This window comes from Burkholderia sp. BCC1640 (assembly GCF_902833125.1).
Taxonomy (GTDB): domain Bacteria; phylum Pseudomonadota; class Gammaproteobacteria; order Burkholderiales; family Burkholderiaceae; genus Burkholderia; species Burkholderia diffusa.
Window position 1 is genome coordinate 62,852 of record NZ_CADFEF010000002.1, and the last position, 15,250, is coordinate 78,101.

10 protein-coding genes are annotated in these 15,250 nt (G+C 69.1%); 2 read left to right on the plus strand and 8 right to left on the minus strand.

Features of this window, described 5'->3' with window-relative positions:
* Positions 1 to 8: 8 nt before the first annotated feature.
* The 7 genes from tssA to tssJ form a co-directional block, all read right to left on the minus strand.
* Positions 9 to 1,133 carry a type VI secretion system protein TssA gene (tssA, locus tag HWX25_RS02745; RefSeq protein WP_175906958.1) on the minus strand — a complete coding sequence of 375 codons (1,125 nt, stop codon included), beginning with the start codon at positions 1,131 to 1,133 and terminating at the stop codon, positions 9 to 11.
* Positions 1,120 to 3,501: a serine/threonine-protein kinase gene (locus HWX25_RS02750; protein ID WP_175906960.1), complete on the minus strand. Its 2,382-nt coding sequence runs from the start codon at positions 3,499 to 3,501 to the stop codon at positions 1,120 to 1,122. Before HWX25_RS02750 ends, tssA begins: the two co-directional genes overlap by 14 nt.
* A gap of 65 nt (positions 3,502 to 3,566) precedes the next feature.
* Positions 3,567 to 4,262: a type VI secretion system-associated protein TagF gene (gene tagF / locus HWX25_RS02755; protein ID WP_175906962.1), complete on the minus strand. Its 696-nt coding sequence runs from the start codon at positions 4,260 to 4,262 to the stop codon at positions 3,567 to 3,569.
* Positions 4,244 to 7,873 (minus strand): type VI secretion system membrane subunit TssM, encoded by a 3,630-nt coding sequence (gene tssM / locus HWX25_RS02760; protein WP_175906964.1) that lies wholly within the window; start codon positions 7,871 to 7,873, stop codon positions 4,244 to 4,246. Before tssM ends, tagF begins: the two co-directional genes overlap by 19 nt.
* A 1-nt stretch (position 7,874) precedes the next feature.
* Positions 7,875 to 9,194: a DotU family type VI secretion system protein gene (locus HWX25_RS02765; RefSeq protein WP_175906965.1), complete on the minus strand. Its 1,320-nt coding sequence runs from the start codon at positions 9,192 to 9,194 to the stop codon at positions 7,875 to 7,877.
* Positions 9,195 to 9,209: 15 nt separating this feature from the next.
* Complete coding sequence (tssK, locus tag HWX25_RS02770; protein ID WP_175906966.1) at positions 9,210 to 10,592, minus strand: type VI secretion system baseplate subunit TssK; 1,383 nt, start codon at positions 10,590 to 10,592, stop codon at positions 9,210 to 9,212.
* Positions 10,589 to 11,104 carry a type VI secretion system lipoprotein TssJ gene (gene tssJ, locus HWX25_RS02775; protein ID WP_059690085.1) on the minus strand — a complete coding sequence of 172 codons (516 nt, stop codon included), beginning with the start codon at positions 11,102 to 11,104 and terminating at the stop codon, positions 10,589 to 10,591. The genes tssK and tssJ overlap by 4 nt, the downstream gene beginning before the upstream one ends.
* A 632-nt stretch (positions 11,105 to 11,736) precedes the next feature.
* On the opposite strand from tssJ, the gene HWX25_RS02780 reads away from it, so the two are divergent.
* The gene (locus tag HWX25_RS02780) at positions 11,737 to 12,123 is read left to right on the plus strand and encodes a TssQ family T6SS-associated lipoprotein (protein WP_059525484.1); all 387 of its coding nucleotides are present in this window, start codon (positions 11,737 to 11,739) and stop codon (positions 12,121 to 12,123) included.
* A gap of 47 nt (positions 12,124 to 12,170) precedes the next feature.
* Positions 12,171 to 13,583 carry a type VI secretion system-associated FHA domain protein TagH gene (tagH, locus tag HWX25_RS02785; RefSeq protein WP_175906967.1) on the plus strand — a complete coding sequence of 471 codons (1,413 nt, stop codon included), beginning with the start codon at positions 12,171 to 12,173 and terminating at the stop codon, positions 13,581 to 13,583.
* Positions 13,584 to 13,752: 169 nt separating this feature from the next.
* On the opposite strand, the gene HWX25_RS02790 is transcribed toward tagH, so the two are convergent.
* Positions 13,753 to 15,198 (minus strand): NAD-dependent succinate-semialdehyde dehydrogenase, encoded by a 1,446-nt coding sequence (locus tag HWX25_RS02790; RefSeq protein WP_059690083.1) that lies wholly within the window; start codon positions 15,196 to 15,198, stop codon positions 13,753 to 13,755.
* Positions 15,199 to 15,250: the final 52 nt, after the last annotated feature.

Below are 15,250 nucleotides of genomic sequence, written 5' to 3' on the forward strand. Positions count from 1 at the left end.
GGCTTGCCTCATTCGCTCCGCTCGCCGCTCAGCAGGTCCAGCTTCGGCAGGCTCTCCGGAGCGAGATCCCGGATGATTTCGTAGAAGTCGAGCGCGAGCAGCCGCTGCGCGCGCCGCAGCAGCAGCGGCGCCGGGTGGCTCGGCTCGTGCAGTTCGAAATAGCGGCACATCTTGTCGATGCCGAGCCGCACGTCGTCGCGGCTCGCGACCTCGGCATCGCGCCAGGCCTGCCCGTTCGGCAACGCGGCCGGCGTGGACGCGGCGTGCGCGGCGCCGGATGCGGCCGGCGCCGCCGGAATCGAACCGTCCGCCGGCCGTGCCGCGTATACCGGTGCCGGCTCCGGCATTTCGTGCACGATCCGTTGCAACGCCTTTTCCGTGTCGCTCGCATCGGGCGACCATTCGCTGCCGAGCCGGTCCGTGACGTGCGCGCGGATCGCATTCAGCGCACCCAGCACCGCGCGCACCGCGTCGATCGGCACGCGGCCGTCGTCGCGTGCGATCGACAGCGCGGCGACCAGGCCGTCGCGGCTGACTGCGGCCGGGCCGCCCGTTTCGTCGCGCCCGTCGAGCGCGCGTTCGGCGTCGCGCACGCTCGGGCCTCCGTCGAACAGCGGCTGGCGCCGCGCCGCGCGCGCGCATTCGTGCGCGCCGGCGACATCGGCGAGCGCGTTCATCCGCAATGTCGGATCCGGTTCGCCATCGGCGTCGAGGCGCGGATGCAGGTTGTCCCACCAGCGCCCGATCAGGCCGGCGACGACCGCGAGCCCGTCCGCGTAGCCCGGAATGCCGTGCTGCTCGGTCCAGCTGCGCGCGAGATACGCGGCGACACGCAAGTCCTTCGTCCGCTCGCCCAGCGCGAGCGCAAGGCGCTCGACCGCGCGCCAGTCGGGCGTCTCGGCCGGAATCACGGTGTCGCCGTATTGCTGCTCGGCGCGCGGTGTCGCCCGCTCCTGAAGCTGCAGGAAGTCGGCGTCGTATTCGAGGTTCGGACCGCACGGGGCTTCGGGCGAGACCGCCGCCAGCAGCCGGCCGATCAACTCGGCGCGCGGCGTCGCGGCCGGCAAACCGGGCGACGGCGAGGACAATGCGGCGGCAGCCAGCGCCGCCTGGCTGACGTCATTCGAATGCATAGTCGATGTTGACCGGTTTGCTGCCGAAGTCGATCGCCACGGTGCGGTGCAACGGCGGCAGCGAGCCGTTGCGGATCTCGATCTGATAGACGCCCGGCGTCAGCGAGACCGAGCGCAGCGGCGGGCTCGCGCCGCGCCGTGCGCCGTTCACGTACACGTCGCCCCACGGACGCACGTTGAAACGGACCTGGACGGTCTCCTGCTTCGGCGGGCGCTGCTCGACGGCCGGCGCGTTGATCGCGGCAACGGCCGTCGCCGCTTCCGATGGCGACGCCGGCGCGGGCACCGGTGCGGTCGACGGCGGCGCAGCGGCCTCCGACGGCGGCACGTTGACGACGCGCTCCGATGTGTCGAGGCTGCCGGCCGGTGCGATGGTCGCGCTCGAGCCCGCTTGCGACGGTGTGACGCCGGCGATGTCCGTGGCGGTCGTCGCGACCTGCGGCGCGGGAATGGCCGCCCCCGCAGCGGGCGTGCTGGCCGGCGCGGCGGCCAGCGAAGGCGGCGGCACCTGCGCGGACGATCCGGCCGGCAGGCTCGACGGCGGCACGACGATCGGCGTCGGGCCGCGCTGCGCGAGCATCGCGTCCGACGCCGCGCCCGAGGATGCAACGCCCGCCAGCGGCTGGCTTGCGCCCGCTTCCGGTTCGCCCGCGACTTTCGCGGGACGCGACAGATAGGTCGCGGCGATGCCAACGACGATCATTGCTGCCAGCGCGCCACCCACGTAGGTCTTCGTGCGCCGGTTGCCCGCCGCGATGAACGATGGGCGGCGCGGCGGGTGGATCGGAGGCGATGCACCCGGCGACGGCGTGGATGTGGAGGCGCCAGCAGCGCCAGCAGCGCCAGCAGCGCCAGCAGCGCCAGCAGCGCCAGCAGCGCCAGCAGCGCCAGCAGCGCCAGCAATTGGCACCGCCGTTCCGTTCAGGTTTCCTGTATCCGTTGCACGGCCCTGCCCGCTGTCCGCCCCGGCGCTTCTCGATCGCATGCCGGCATCGTCATGCATTTCGGTCTTCGAAGCCGACCGCTCGTCGTTCGCCCCTTCCTTTGCACGCTCCTCATCACCTTCACGTCCGTCGGATCGCCCGGTTTTCGCGGAAGCCGACAACGCCTGCGATACGGATGACGAAGCAGTTGCAGACGTGGGCGAAGTCGATAAATGCAGGGCTTGCGCAGCCGCCGTCGACGCCAAAGTCCCGCCATCGTTCGGCTTGTCGCCAGCCCCGGCGGACGCGATAGACGCCGTATCGGAAGTGCTCGTCCGGCCTTCCGCCCGCTCAGGCTGCGACGGCCGCACATCCGGTGTTGCATCGCCCGTCACCGCTGCCGCCCCCAAAACACCGGAAGCCACCTTCCCTGCTCCGCCGCCGCCGGCATCGGCGGCCGGCGACACAACGGCCGCACCATACCCGCCGCCCGTCCGTTCGAGATCGCGCAACCCGAGTTCCGCCGCGAACGCCGCGACCGACTCCGGCCGATCCGGGATCCGCAACTGCAACGCGTGATCGATCGCCGCGAGGAACGCCGGGCTGTACACCTCGCCGGCCGGCAACTCGCGCGACGCGAGCGGCCGGTACGTGTCCTTGATGCTGCGCACGACGGCCGCGGGCGGCAGTTCACCGGTGATCAACGCGTGCATCACCGCGCCGAGCGCGTAGAGATCGGTCCACGGCCCCTGGCTGAACGCGGGGTCGTCGGTGTACTGCTCGATCGGCGCGTAGCCGGGCTTGATCATCATCGCGCCGTCGTCGACGAGATCGCCGATCCGCTTGCGCGCCGCGCCGAAGTCGAGCAGGATCGCGCTGCCGTTCGGGCGGATCAACACGTTGTCGAGCGCGACGTCGCGATGGAAGCACTGCGCGCGATGCAGCGTGTCGAGCGCGCCGAGCAGCGCGCCGACGATATTGCGCAATTGCGTCTCGCTCATCCGCACACCGCCGTCGAGCAGCTGCTTGAGCGTGCGCCCCTCGTAGAACGGCATCACCATGTATGCGGTGCCGTGGCTCTCCCAGAAGTGCAGCACCTTCACGAGCCCCGGATGGTCGAATTGCGCGAGCAGGCGCGCCTCGTTGAGGAACGCGCCGCGTCCCGCGTCGAACGCCTGCGCGAACCGCTCGGAGCGCAGCGACACCGTGTAGTCGCCGCCGCGCGTCGCGAGCATCGACGGCATGTATTCCTTGATCGCGACCGCGCGCCGCAACGTGCGGTCGAACGCGCGATAGACGATGCCGAAACCGCCGATGCCCAGCACCTCGTCGAGCTGCAGCTCGCCCAAGCGATGACCGAGCGGCAGCGGCCGCACCGTGAATTCGGGCGCGTTGCCGCGGGTCGCCGTGTCGTGCTCGTTGTCTCTCGATGAAGGGTCCTTCATGTCTACCTCGCGATACCGCATCCGTATTGCCTGCGTTGCCTGGCGCCGACCGCCGACCGGCACCGTCAGCTACCGCCGAACAGCGTCAGGAACAGCGCGTTGTCGGGTGCGCCCGTATGCGCATGCGTGCGCAGCGGCGAGCCGTCGGCGCGATTGGTCCACCAGAAGCTCGTCCCGCCGTGGGGATCGAAATAACCGGACAGCCCGGGCCACGCGGCGAGCGCCGGTCGTTCGGGCAGCGTCGCCGGCATCCCGTCGACAACTTCCGCCGGCGGCCCGCCGCCCGGCGCGAGCCGCACGCGGTCGAGCGTCTCCTCGAGGTCGACCGGCGCGCGCGCATGCCGAATCGCGTCGAGCAGCGCATGGCCGATCTGCCAGTAGAACGCGTCGGCGGCGTCCGGCAGCCCGTTCCAGTAATCGGCCACCGGCATCGGCAGCGTGACGATCACCGGGTAGTAACGCCCGACGCGGTCGCAGCTCGGCGCGAGACAACCTGCCTGCACGCACGACGCGCCGGCGCCCGCCGGCACCAGGAAATTCCAGACCGGCGCGACCGTGTAGTGGCGCGCGATCTCGTCCGGGCCGCGCTGGCGCATCGCGGCCATCCCCTGCTGAAGCCAGCGTTCCCACCACTGCGCGAGCGCATGCGGCAGCCGGCTGTTCACGAAGTCGCCGGCGCCGGGGATCTTTCCGTACCAGGCCGGGGCGTCGCCATCGGCGCGCGTGAGCGGCGGCAGGCGGCTCATTGCTTCGGAGGGCATGTAAAGGACTCCATCTGGGGCAGCCTGAACGGATTGCGGACACTGCCCGCATTCACCTGCAGCACGAGCGGTTTGCCGTCGACGGTGAAGCGCGCGACCATCTGGTCCGACCCGCGCCCGGCCGACACGGCCGCGCGGTCGAACAGCCGGTGCAGCGCCCACGGCCCGTTGGTCGTGAAGCCGTCGGTCGCGCCGGCCTGCCCCGACACCTGCAGGCGGACCTGGTTGCTGCCGCGCGTGCCCGGCCAGTCCACCGCGCTCTGCACGAGGGGGCCGTGCGCATAACGGACGATCTGGCCGTCGACGTCGAGCACCATCTCCGTGAGCGACGGGTCCATTTCGAGCGGCTGGATCTGCACCTTCAGTTGCGCGGCACGTGCGCCGCCGCCGAAATAGGCGTCGCGAATCACTGCGGCCTTCTCGAACGACGAAAGCATCGCGGCCGCCGCCGGATCGGCGTCCGCGTTGCGGTTCGCGAAACGCCACGGATGCGACGTCGTATCGACGATCGATTGCAGGTTCTTCTGGAAGAAATCGTCCATCAGGCCGCCCGGCGCGAACATCTGCGCGAAATCCGCCGGTGCGACGTCGCGCGACGATCCGCGCGCGAACGGATAGCGGCCCGCGATCGCCTGCCGGCAGAAATCGCCGACGTTCGCGCCGGCCCGTTGTGCGACGCTGCGCTGCTCAACGGTCGCGACGCTGCCGTTCGCGACGTTCGACAGGTCGTCGAGCACGTCGCGGAACGGCGTCGGCAGCCGCCCGGCCTGCGCGCGCAGCCGCGCGGGCGCGTCGGACGGCGGCGGCTGGGCGCCGCTGCGCAGCGCATCGTCGGTGGCCGTCAGGTACGTATAGAGCGCGTCGATCGACTTCAGCACCGCGTCGAACGCCTGCGCCTGATCGCCGCTGCCCGGCGCGAACGCGCGCAGCCCGGCGAAGTGGCTGTCGACCACCTGCTCGGGGCTCGCGGGCGCCACGGCTGACGGATTCGCGTCGCTCGCGCCCTGCCCCGCGAAGATCTGCGACAGCGAACTGCGCGCCTCGTCGACCTTGTCCTGCGCGCGCGACGCGAGATTGCGCGCGCCGCCCGGCGCATCGCCGAGCGCCGTGTCGCGCGCGAGCGCGATCATCAGCCGGGTGAGCGGCGAATCCGCCGACGACAGCGCGCGCGCGACCTGGATGCTCTGCGCGAGCGTCGCCGTGCGCTGCAGCTTGATGTCGGCGAGATAGTCGTCCCAGATCTTCAGATAATCGTTCAGGTACAACTGGCGGATGTCGCGCGCCCATGCGGCGGCGTCGTTCGGCCCGGGGATCTCGGACAGCCCGAGATTCAGCACCCACACCTCCTCGCGCCCGTATGCGTCGACCTCGCCCGCGAGGCGCGGCGCGAACACGTTCCGATAGCCGTTGCGCGTGTACAGGCCCGGCACGCCTTCCGACAGCGGCTTGCCGCTCTGGCGGCGGAACACGAGCGACGCGTCGGGCCCCACCGCGCGCGCGACGCTGAAATCGAGTGCGGACGTCGCCGGCCGCAGCGTGCGCGTGAGCTGGCGATACAGCCGCTGCGAGAACGGCACTTGCCGCAGCCGGTCGCGCACGTCGGCCACGAGCCGCTCGTTCATCGGATACGGCGACACGGCCACCCGGTTTCCGAACAGCGCGGCGAGATGCGCGCGCAGCGTCGAGCGTTCGGCCGGCGAGAAATCGGGCGGCAGCGAGCGCTCCATTTCCAGGTCGACGACGGCCTGCACGAACGCGGGATCGTAATGCGCGCTGTCGTACAGCATCAGGTAGGCCTTCAGCGCCGCATACGCGTAGTCGGTTTCGTCCGGCCGCGCATCGCTCAGCGCGGCCTCCATCCGGCGCGCGGCGATCGGCAGCAGCACGTCGTCGAGCGCGCGCCGGTACACGGCGTCGACGGCCTCGTCGATCTTCTCGCCCTGAAACAGCCCCCAGCGGTACGCGAGCGGCGGATGCGAGCGGTCGACGCCGCCGGCATTCGCGAGCCCGCCGAGCGCGTCGAGCACCGGCAGCAGCCGCGCGATGTCGGCCGCATCCGAGAACTTCGCACCGGCGATCTGCGCATCGACGGCGGGCACCTGCTGCGCGATCCGGTCGAGATACGCGCGATTGTTCGCATAGCTGCGCAGCCAGGCGGCCAGCACGACCACGCTCGCGAGCGCGAGGAGCGCATACCCGGCGATCTGCAACACGCGCCGCTTCTGATGCCAGCGCAGGTCGCTGCCGGCGAGCGCGGCTTCGCGGAAGATGTGCTCCTGCAGCAACGACTTCAAGAAGAAGCTGCGCCCGGTCGAGCCGACCTGGGCAACCGGCGGCACGCCCTCGATCTTCAGGAAGCGCTTGATGCCGCTCATCACGCGGTCGAACGCGGTGCCTTCCTGCGTGCCGCTCGTCAGGTATACGCCGCGCAGCATCGGCATCGGCTCGAAGCTCGACACGGAAAACACTTCGGCGACGAACTGGCCGAGCATGTCCTGCAGGTCGGCGACCTGCTGCGGCAGCAGATACGCCATCTCGCGCTGGCGCGCGTCGGTCTGTGTGGCGAGCAGCTCGGGCAGTCCGTCGTTCAGCCGCTGGTGCAGCAGCCGGTATTCGCGGTCGAAGGCGGCACGCAGGTCGAAGCCCGGCGCCTCGCTTTGCGCCAGCGGGAACGTGAAACCCCACACCTGCGCGCATTCCGCGCGGCCGAAGCCGCCGAAATACTCGGCGAAGCCGGCCAGCAGGTCGGCCTTCGTCACAAGCAGGTAGACGGGAAACCGGATGCCGAGCTGCGCCCGCAGCTCGAGCAGCCGCTTGCGCAGCACCATCGCGTGCTGCGTGCGCTCGGCTTCCGACGCGCCGACCAGGTCGGCGACGCTGATCGTCAGCATCGCGCCGTTCAGCGGCTGGCGCGTGCGGTACTTCTTCAGCAGTTCGACGAAGCCTTTCCACTCGGCTTCGTCGAGTGCGCGGTTGCCTTCATGGGTCGTGTAGCGGCCGGCCGTGTCGATCAGCACCGCGTCGTTGGTGAACCACCAGTCGCAGTGCCGGGTGCCGCCCACACCGCGAATCGCGGCACGGCCGAACTGCTCGGCGAGCGGAAAACTGAGCCCGGAATTGACGAGCGCGGTCGTCTTGCCCGAGCCTGGCGCGCCGATGAACACGTACCACGGCAACTGGTACAGATACTGGCGCGACATCCGGTCGAACCAGCGCGCCAGCCCCTTGCGTGCGGTGTCCGCCTGCCCGAAGCGGACCTTCTTCAGCAGCGCCGCGGCCTCGTCGAAGCGGCTGCGCAGCTCGTCGAGCTGGGCCTTGGCCGGATCGTCGGCGTTCGCCGGCCCGGGCGCGGCCTCGCGCAACTGGTTCAGCAACTGCGCGTTCAAGCGGCTTGCGTGCCAGCTTCGCCACGCCACGCGTGCGCCCCACGCGGCGAACAGCACCGCGATCGTCACCGTGCGCGCCCAGCCGCTTTCGAGCGGGCGGATCTCGGCGAACGCGAACAGCGGCCCGGCGAGCCACACGAAACACGCGAGCACGACGAGACCGGCGAAGGTCCAGATCTCCCGCGACGGCAACGGCCGGACGAAACGCGCGACAGCCTGGTTCATGTCAGTGCGCTCCCTGCGTCGCGCCGACGGCGGCACTGCCGGGCGCCGGCAGCAGCGTGATCTCGACGCGCCGGTTCAGCGCGCGGTTCGCGGGCGTATCGTTCTGCGCGACCGGATCGAGCGTGCCGCGCCCCTCGGCCGCGAGTCGCTCCGGATGGTCGAGGCGCGCGGCGATCATGCCGCGCACGGCCTCCGCGCGCTCGCGCGACAGGTCCCAGTTCGACGCGAAGCGTGCCGTGTGCACCGGCGTGTCGTCGGTATAGCCGGTCACGCGCACGTTGCCGGGCACCTGGTTGAGCGCATCCGCGACGCGTGCGAGCACCGGCGCGTAACGGTCGATCACCGACGTCGAGCCGGACTTGAACAGCCCGTCGCCGCGCAGCACGATCACGCTGCGATCGGCGTCGTCGCGCACCGACACGAGGCCGGCCGCGATCTCCGGCGCCAGGAACTTCGCGACGCGCGGCGCCGCCGCCGGGCGCGGCGGTGCCTGAGCAGGCTGCAGCTTCGGCACGTGCAGCGCGTCGATCGACGCGAACAGCCGGTCCGAATGCCCGGCCAGCGCGATGCGCAGCCCGACGAACATGCCGAAGCCGATCAGCAGCGCGAGCGCCACGCAGACCCAGAGCGGCACGACGAAGCGACGCGACACGTCGCGCGTGACGACGTCGCGCCAGTGCGGCGACAGCGCGGGTTCGAATTCGCCGCGCACCGAGCGGATCGTGTGAGCCAGTTGCCAGCGCAGCGCGTCGAGTTCCGCATGACCGTTGTCGAGCACCCGATAGCGGCCCTCGAAGCCGAGCGCGAGACAGAAATACAGCAGCTCCAGCAGGTCGAGGTGCTGGCGCGGCTGCTGGGACAGACGTTCGAGCAGGTGGAAGAACTTCTCGCCGCCCCACGTTTCGTTGTGGAACGACACGAGCAGGCTGTGCGACGACCACACGCTGCCGCCCCACGGCGTCAGCGCGGCTGCTTCGTCGAGCGCCGTGCACAGGCAGTAGCGCGCGCCGATGATCGCCTCCGACGGCACGCCGGCTTCCTGCGCGCGCGCCTCGAACTGACGAATCTCGACGACGAGATGCTCGCGCAGCCACGCCGGATTCGGATGATGGACGGTCGAGCGGATCTGGGGCACGAGATTGAGCAGCGGGTTGGCGGCCGCGACGAGCGGATTCGTGCCGCTCGCGGCCCAGCGGCCGGGGCGCGGCTGCGTGGCCGTCGGCCCGGCCGCGCCGGACGCAGCCGATGGATGCATGCCGCCCGGATTCGGCGGCACGAATCCGCCTGCGCCGGCGGAAATCGAATCGGAGGAAGAATTCATCGCGCTGCCCCGCCGTCACCCGCGAATCGCCCAGAACTCCATCGAGAGCCCCGGAAATTCGCCGGCGAAATGAAATGCGAGACCGCCGGAGCGCGCCAGTTGCTTCCACAGCTCGCTGCCCTTGTCGATCTCGAAGTACGTATGACCCGCGTGATACGGGATCTGCCGCGGCGCGACCGGCAACTGGCGCATCGTGATGCCCGGCAGTTGCAACTGCACCAGGTCGCGGATCCGCTCAACCGGGCCGAGCTTCGCCTGCGCCGGAAACCGCGCGCGCAGGCTGTCGGCCGGCACGTCCGCGCGCACGGCCAGCACGAAGCCGGCCGTGTCGCGCAGCGCGGGATCGGCGAGCGTCGCGACCCGGATGCCGTTGCCCGCGTCGCGCAGCTCGATCTGGATCGCGTTTTGCTCCAGCACCGTCGACAGCGACCGGCGCAGTTCCGTCATCAATTCGGCGAAGCTCGTGCGCAGGTCGTCGTGCACGTAGACTGCGAGCGATTGCGGGCGCCGGCCGGCCGCCGTGAACGTGCTGAGGTCGCATGCGAGCTTCAGCCAGTCGCGGAACAGCGCCTCCGGATGCGTCGCGACGTCCTGTTGCGCGTGCCAGGTCAGCGCCAGATAGCGGTTCACCAGTTGCAGCAGCAGGAAATCCGCGACTTCCGATACGCCGCCGCGCCCCGGCTCCGACAGGCGCTCGGCCAGCGCGTCGCTGCGCTGCGTCAGCAATCCGTGCAGCTCCCGCGTGTATGCCAGCAACGCCGCGTCGCGCTGTGCGACCAGGCGCGGCGGAATGTAGCCGTCGTCGACGAGCAGCCGCGCGTCGGTGCGCCGCTCGACGATCCGCACGACGCCCAGCGCATGCCAGTCGCCGGTCAGCTCGGTGTCGAGCATCAGCCGGACGTTCAGGCGCCCCGTTTGCAGCAGTGCGGGGCCGAGCGCGACCGCGTTCGCATCGGCCACTTCGTATTCGCGAACGACGTAGCGCGCGACGTCCGCGCCGTCGTTGCCGCTTGCGTTCCCGCCGAACGACACCTCCTCGCCGCCGCCGCGCCACAACGGCAACGCGAGCACGACGAGCTGGTCCTTCGCATCCGGCGGCACGTCGAGCGGCTCGGGCAGATCGTCGGGATGCGACAGGTCGAACGGCGTGCCGTCGCGCATCACGCCCGCCGCCGCGCGTAGCGCGACCTTGCCGAGCGCGAGCTGCTCCCGGTCGATCTCGAGCGTGTCGAAGCCCCAGTAGAAGCCCTGCAGCGGCAGGCAGCGCAGCGCGACGTAGCGCTCCCAGTGCCGTTCGAGCTGCTGGAAATGCTGCGGCCGAAGGAACATCCCTTCGGTCCACACCACGCGCTGGCGCAGTGCGGCGACCGGCGTCGCGGACATCGTCGGTTCGGTCATGGGCGCCCCCGCGTGTCGTTCAGCGCGAGACCGCCGTTCCTGACCGCGATCGACAGCTTCAGCTCGCCGGGCGACGTCTGCCAGAACTTGTATACGTTGAGCTGCTTCGCGCGCGGCAGCGGCACCGTCAGGCGCCAGCGGTTCTTGTCGAGCATCCGGTATTCGGCGATCACGCCGACCGCGCCGGCCTCGACGTTGCCGCGGTAATGCAACGTGCGCGACTCGCCCGGGCGCAGGATCACGCGGTCGGTGCCGAGCAGGTCCGCGCCGAGGATGTTCTCGGGCTTGTCCTGCAGCGAGAAGAAGTCGGCGCCGTCGAACGCCGATGCCGCGCGCAGCTGGAACACTTTCAGCACGATCGGCGAAGGCTTGCGGTTGAGGTCCGGATTGACGTCGGGCGCCACGTCGACGGTGATCGCATACGGCACAGCGGCGGCACGCTCGGTGGCGCCGCATCCGGGCAACAGCAATGCACATCCCAATACGATGAACCCGCTCGACCGCCAGCGCATATTTCATCCTCGCAGCGCAATAATTCCCCCGTCGATTTCCGTACGCGAAACCGACACCTCTAATTAAAAGGGGACAATTAATTGACCGGTAATTATGTGACTTGCATATCCTTCCGCTTAAATTTCATTCGGCAATTTATTCTTGGAAAAAGACGGGTCAAATCGCCAATTACGGAACGAGATCGAAATTGGGGAAATGGCGATGAATTGGATTGATTTCTGTCATTTTGAAAAGGCGCGTTAATCCGACCGGTTCGCCACGGCGGCCCGGTTCTATTGCAGGTTCACTTGCGATATGGACGTTGAACCCAAGCCTGACGGCCGTCGGCGGTCGGTGGCTACGCCCCTGCGGGTCATGTCACGCTGTTTGCGCTGCCCGAACGGAGGGCCGGATTTTCCGATCATTGACCGGTGCCGGGCAAACAACTGACGAATCCCAAAAAGCACAGCGAACTATAGAATCGATTTTATGGATTAACAAGTCGAAAACCCGGAATCGATTTGAGCGGAAACTCGAACGCAATTTTCAAAATGAAACAAAACGTAACGGCAACATCGACCGCCTTGATTGGCACTAGAATCCAACAGCGCTTGTGCACCACCCTCCAATAACGCACATATTTCATTTCAGAATGAAAGGCCGTTCATCGATCGTGATTTTCCTCGGCGCCTTGCTGCTGGGAATCGGCGGGTGCAGCACGTCCCCCACGCAATCGGCGGCGCGCGCCGCGGTCGACAGCGCGCGCGCGGCGTATGGTGCCGGCGACTACGGACGCACGATCGCGGTCCTGAGCCGAGCGAAGGAGATCGACGGGGCCGATACCGACACGCAGGTCACCGCGCACAAGCTGCTCGCGTTCAGCTATTGCGTGACGAACCGCATCGCGCAGTGCCGCGCCGAGTTCTCGAAGATTCTCGACCTCAACCCGCGCTTCGACTTGTCCCCCGCCGAGAAGGGACATCCGATCTGGGGGCCCGCGTTCGAGTTCGCGCGCCGCAGGCATGCGTCGTCATCCTGACCGAACCGGAATCCCCGCCAGCGTTTCCTTACCGAGCGACGTATGACATGCAACTGATCGTGATCGAACATGCCGGCGAGCCGGTCGAAAGCGACACCTACGACGCCGTCGTGTTCCACCCGCCCGGCGGCACCATCGGCCGGGCAACCGACAACCATCTCGTGCTGCGCGACGACACCCGGCAGATTTCCCGGCTGCAGGCCCTGCTGCAGGTCGGTGACGATGCGTGCCTGCTGAAGAACCTGAGCAGCGTGTCGACGATCGAGGTGAACCGCGAGCCCGTCGGCTATGCACAGGAGCGCCCGCTCAATACCGGCGACATCATCCGCATCGGACCGTACGTGCTGCGTGCCGAGCGTGACGACGGACATGACGCGCCGGTCGTCGACATGCCCACCGCCTCCAGCGCGAGCGCCGACCCGCGAGGCACGTCGGGAACCGCCGCACACGCGCACGTCGACGCGAAGACGACTGGCAACCGGTTGTGGGGCCTGCTGCAGGATCGCCTCGCTCCGCGCGGCAAGGCAGCGGACACCGGCACGCGATCCGGCACGGCGGCGCGCAGGGAGGCGGCGCAGCCCGCGAGCCGCGCCACGCCGGCCGCGCCGTCGCCACGCGACCTGAATCAGTTGTCGACCGACCCGCTCGACTTGTTTGTACAGTCGTCGCCCGATATCGGTGGATCGGGTTCGACGTCTCCGCCCGAACGCGGCGAGGCGGATCGCGCCGCGTCGTCGTCCGCGACGCAAGCCGATCATGCGCCCGAGTGGACGCAGCACGTGCGTGTGCAACCGACGACGCCGCATGCGGAGCCACGTCCCGCCGACGAGCCTGCACCGCAGGCGAACCGCGCGCCGACGCCCGATGAATTGCTGAACGCGTTCTTCGAAGGCGCCGGACTCGATACCGCCGCCGAGTCGCATCAATGGTCGGCCGAACAGCTGTACATCGCGGGGCAGTTGCTGGCGCTGTTCGCGAACGGCACGGTCGAGCTGCTGTCGTCGCGCAGCATCCTGAAGCGGGAGGTGAAGGCGCACATGACGATGCTGCTCGATCGCGAGAACAATCCGCTGAAGCTGCTGCCGGACGGCGGCGCCGTGCTGCGCCAAATGTTCGGGCTGCCGCTGCCCGGCTTCATGTCGCCGCAGAGCGCGGTCAGCGACGCGTTCCAGGATCTGCACGCGCACCAGATCGGCATGGTCGCCGGCATGCGGGCCGCGCTGATGGACCTGCTGACGCGCTTTTCGCCGCAACGGCTGCGCGAGCGCGACGATGCGATGCGCTGGTACGAGAAGCGCGTGCCCGCGCTGTACAAGGCGAGGATGTGGGACCGCTACGCGGCGACGCATCGCGACACGGTGTTCGCGATCGAAGACGATTTCGCGTCGGTGTTCGGCAAGGCGTTTCTCGCCGCGTACGACGCGGAGGTGGAAAGCTATCGCGGCAGCAGCCGGCATTGAGCGGCGGGTGTCGCAGGCCCCGGGCGCGACGGGAACGACCGCCATTCCCGGGCGAAGCCGACCGCCAACGACGCAGAAACAACAAGGCCGGGCAGAACGCCCGGCCTTCGGCAACGCCACGCCGCGTGCGTACCGCGCAAACGGCGGCACGCACGTGGTCGAACGGTCGTCAGACCGCCATCACCGTCACCGACTTCGTGACGAGGTACGGTTCCAGCGCTTCCGGCCCGCCTTCCGACCCGTAGCCCGAATCCTTCACGCCGCCGAACGGCATTTCCGGCCACGGCGTCGCCGGCTGGTTGATCCACAGCATCCCGACTTCGAGACGCTGCGTCAGCAGGTGCACGTTCGCGAACGAGCGCGTAAACGCATAGCCGGCCAGCCCGAACGGCAGACGGTTCGCTTCGGCGATCGCGTCCTCGAGCTTGTCGAAACCGCGGATCGCCGCGACCGGGCCGAACGGCTCGTTGTTGAACACGTCCGCTTCGAGCGGCACGTTCGCGATCACGGTCGGCGCGAAGAAGTTGCCTTCCGAGCCGATCCGTTCGCCGCCGGTCTCGATGCTCGCGCCGACCTTGCGCGCGTTCTCGACGACCGACGCCATCGCGGTCAGCCGGCGCGGATTCGCCAGCGCGCCGAGCGTCGTGCCTTCCTCGAGGCCGTTGCCGATCTTCAGCCCCTGCGCATGCTGGACCAGCGCGCGCGTGAATTCGTCGCGAATGCTGTTGTGCACGAGGAAACGCGTCGGCGAAATGCACACCTGGCCGGCGTTGCGGAACTTCGCGCCACCGGCGGCCTTCACTGCCAGCGCGACGTCCGCGTCCTCGGCAACGATCACCGGCGCGTGGCCGCCCAGCTCCATCGTCGCGCGCTTCATGTGCTGGCCCGCGAGCGCCGCGAGCTGCTTGCCGACCGGCGTCGAGCCCGTGAACGTCACCTTGCGGATCACCGGATGCGGAATCAGGTACGACGAGATTTCCGCCGGATCGCCGTACACGAGACCGATCACACCGGCCGGCACGCCCGCGTCGACGAACGCGCGCAGCAGCGCGGCCGGCGACGCCGGGGTTTCTTCCGGCGCCTTCACGAGGAACGAGCAGCCGGTCGTGAGCGCGGCGCTCAGTTTGCGCACGACCTGGTTGACCGGGAAATTCCACGGCGTGAACGCTGCGACCGGACCGACCGGCTCCTTCACGACGGTCTGCTGCGCGCCGAGATTGCGCGGCGGGACGATCCGGCCGTACACGCGGCGGCCTTCGTCCGCGAACCATTCGATGATGTCGGCTGCCGACAGCACTTCGACACGCGCTTCCGTCAGCGGCTTGCCCTGCTCCTGCGTCATCAGCTGCGCGATCGTGTCGGCGCGCTCGCGCACCAGCGCGGCCGCCTTGCGCATCGTCGCCGCGCGCTCGTGCGCGGGCACCTTGCGCCATGCTTCGAAACCGCGCTGCGCCGCGGCCAGCGCGCGGTCGAGATCGGCGATGCCCGCGTGGGCCACCTTGCCGATCGTCTTGCCGGTCGCCGGGTTCACGACGTCGATCGTCTTGCCGCTCGCGGCGTCGACCCACTCGCCGTCGATCAGCAGTTGTGTATCCGTATAAGTCACGTTAGCCATCCAGACACCCCAGTTTTGCGTCGATAAAACGCGCGCTGCCGCGTACGGCCGC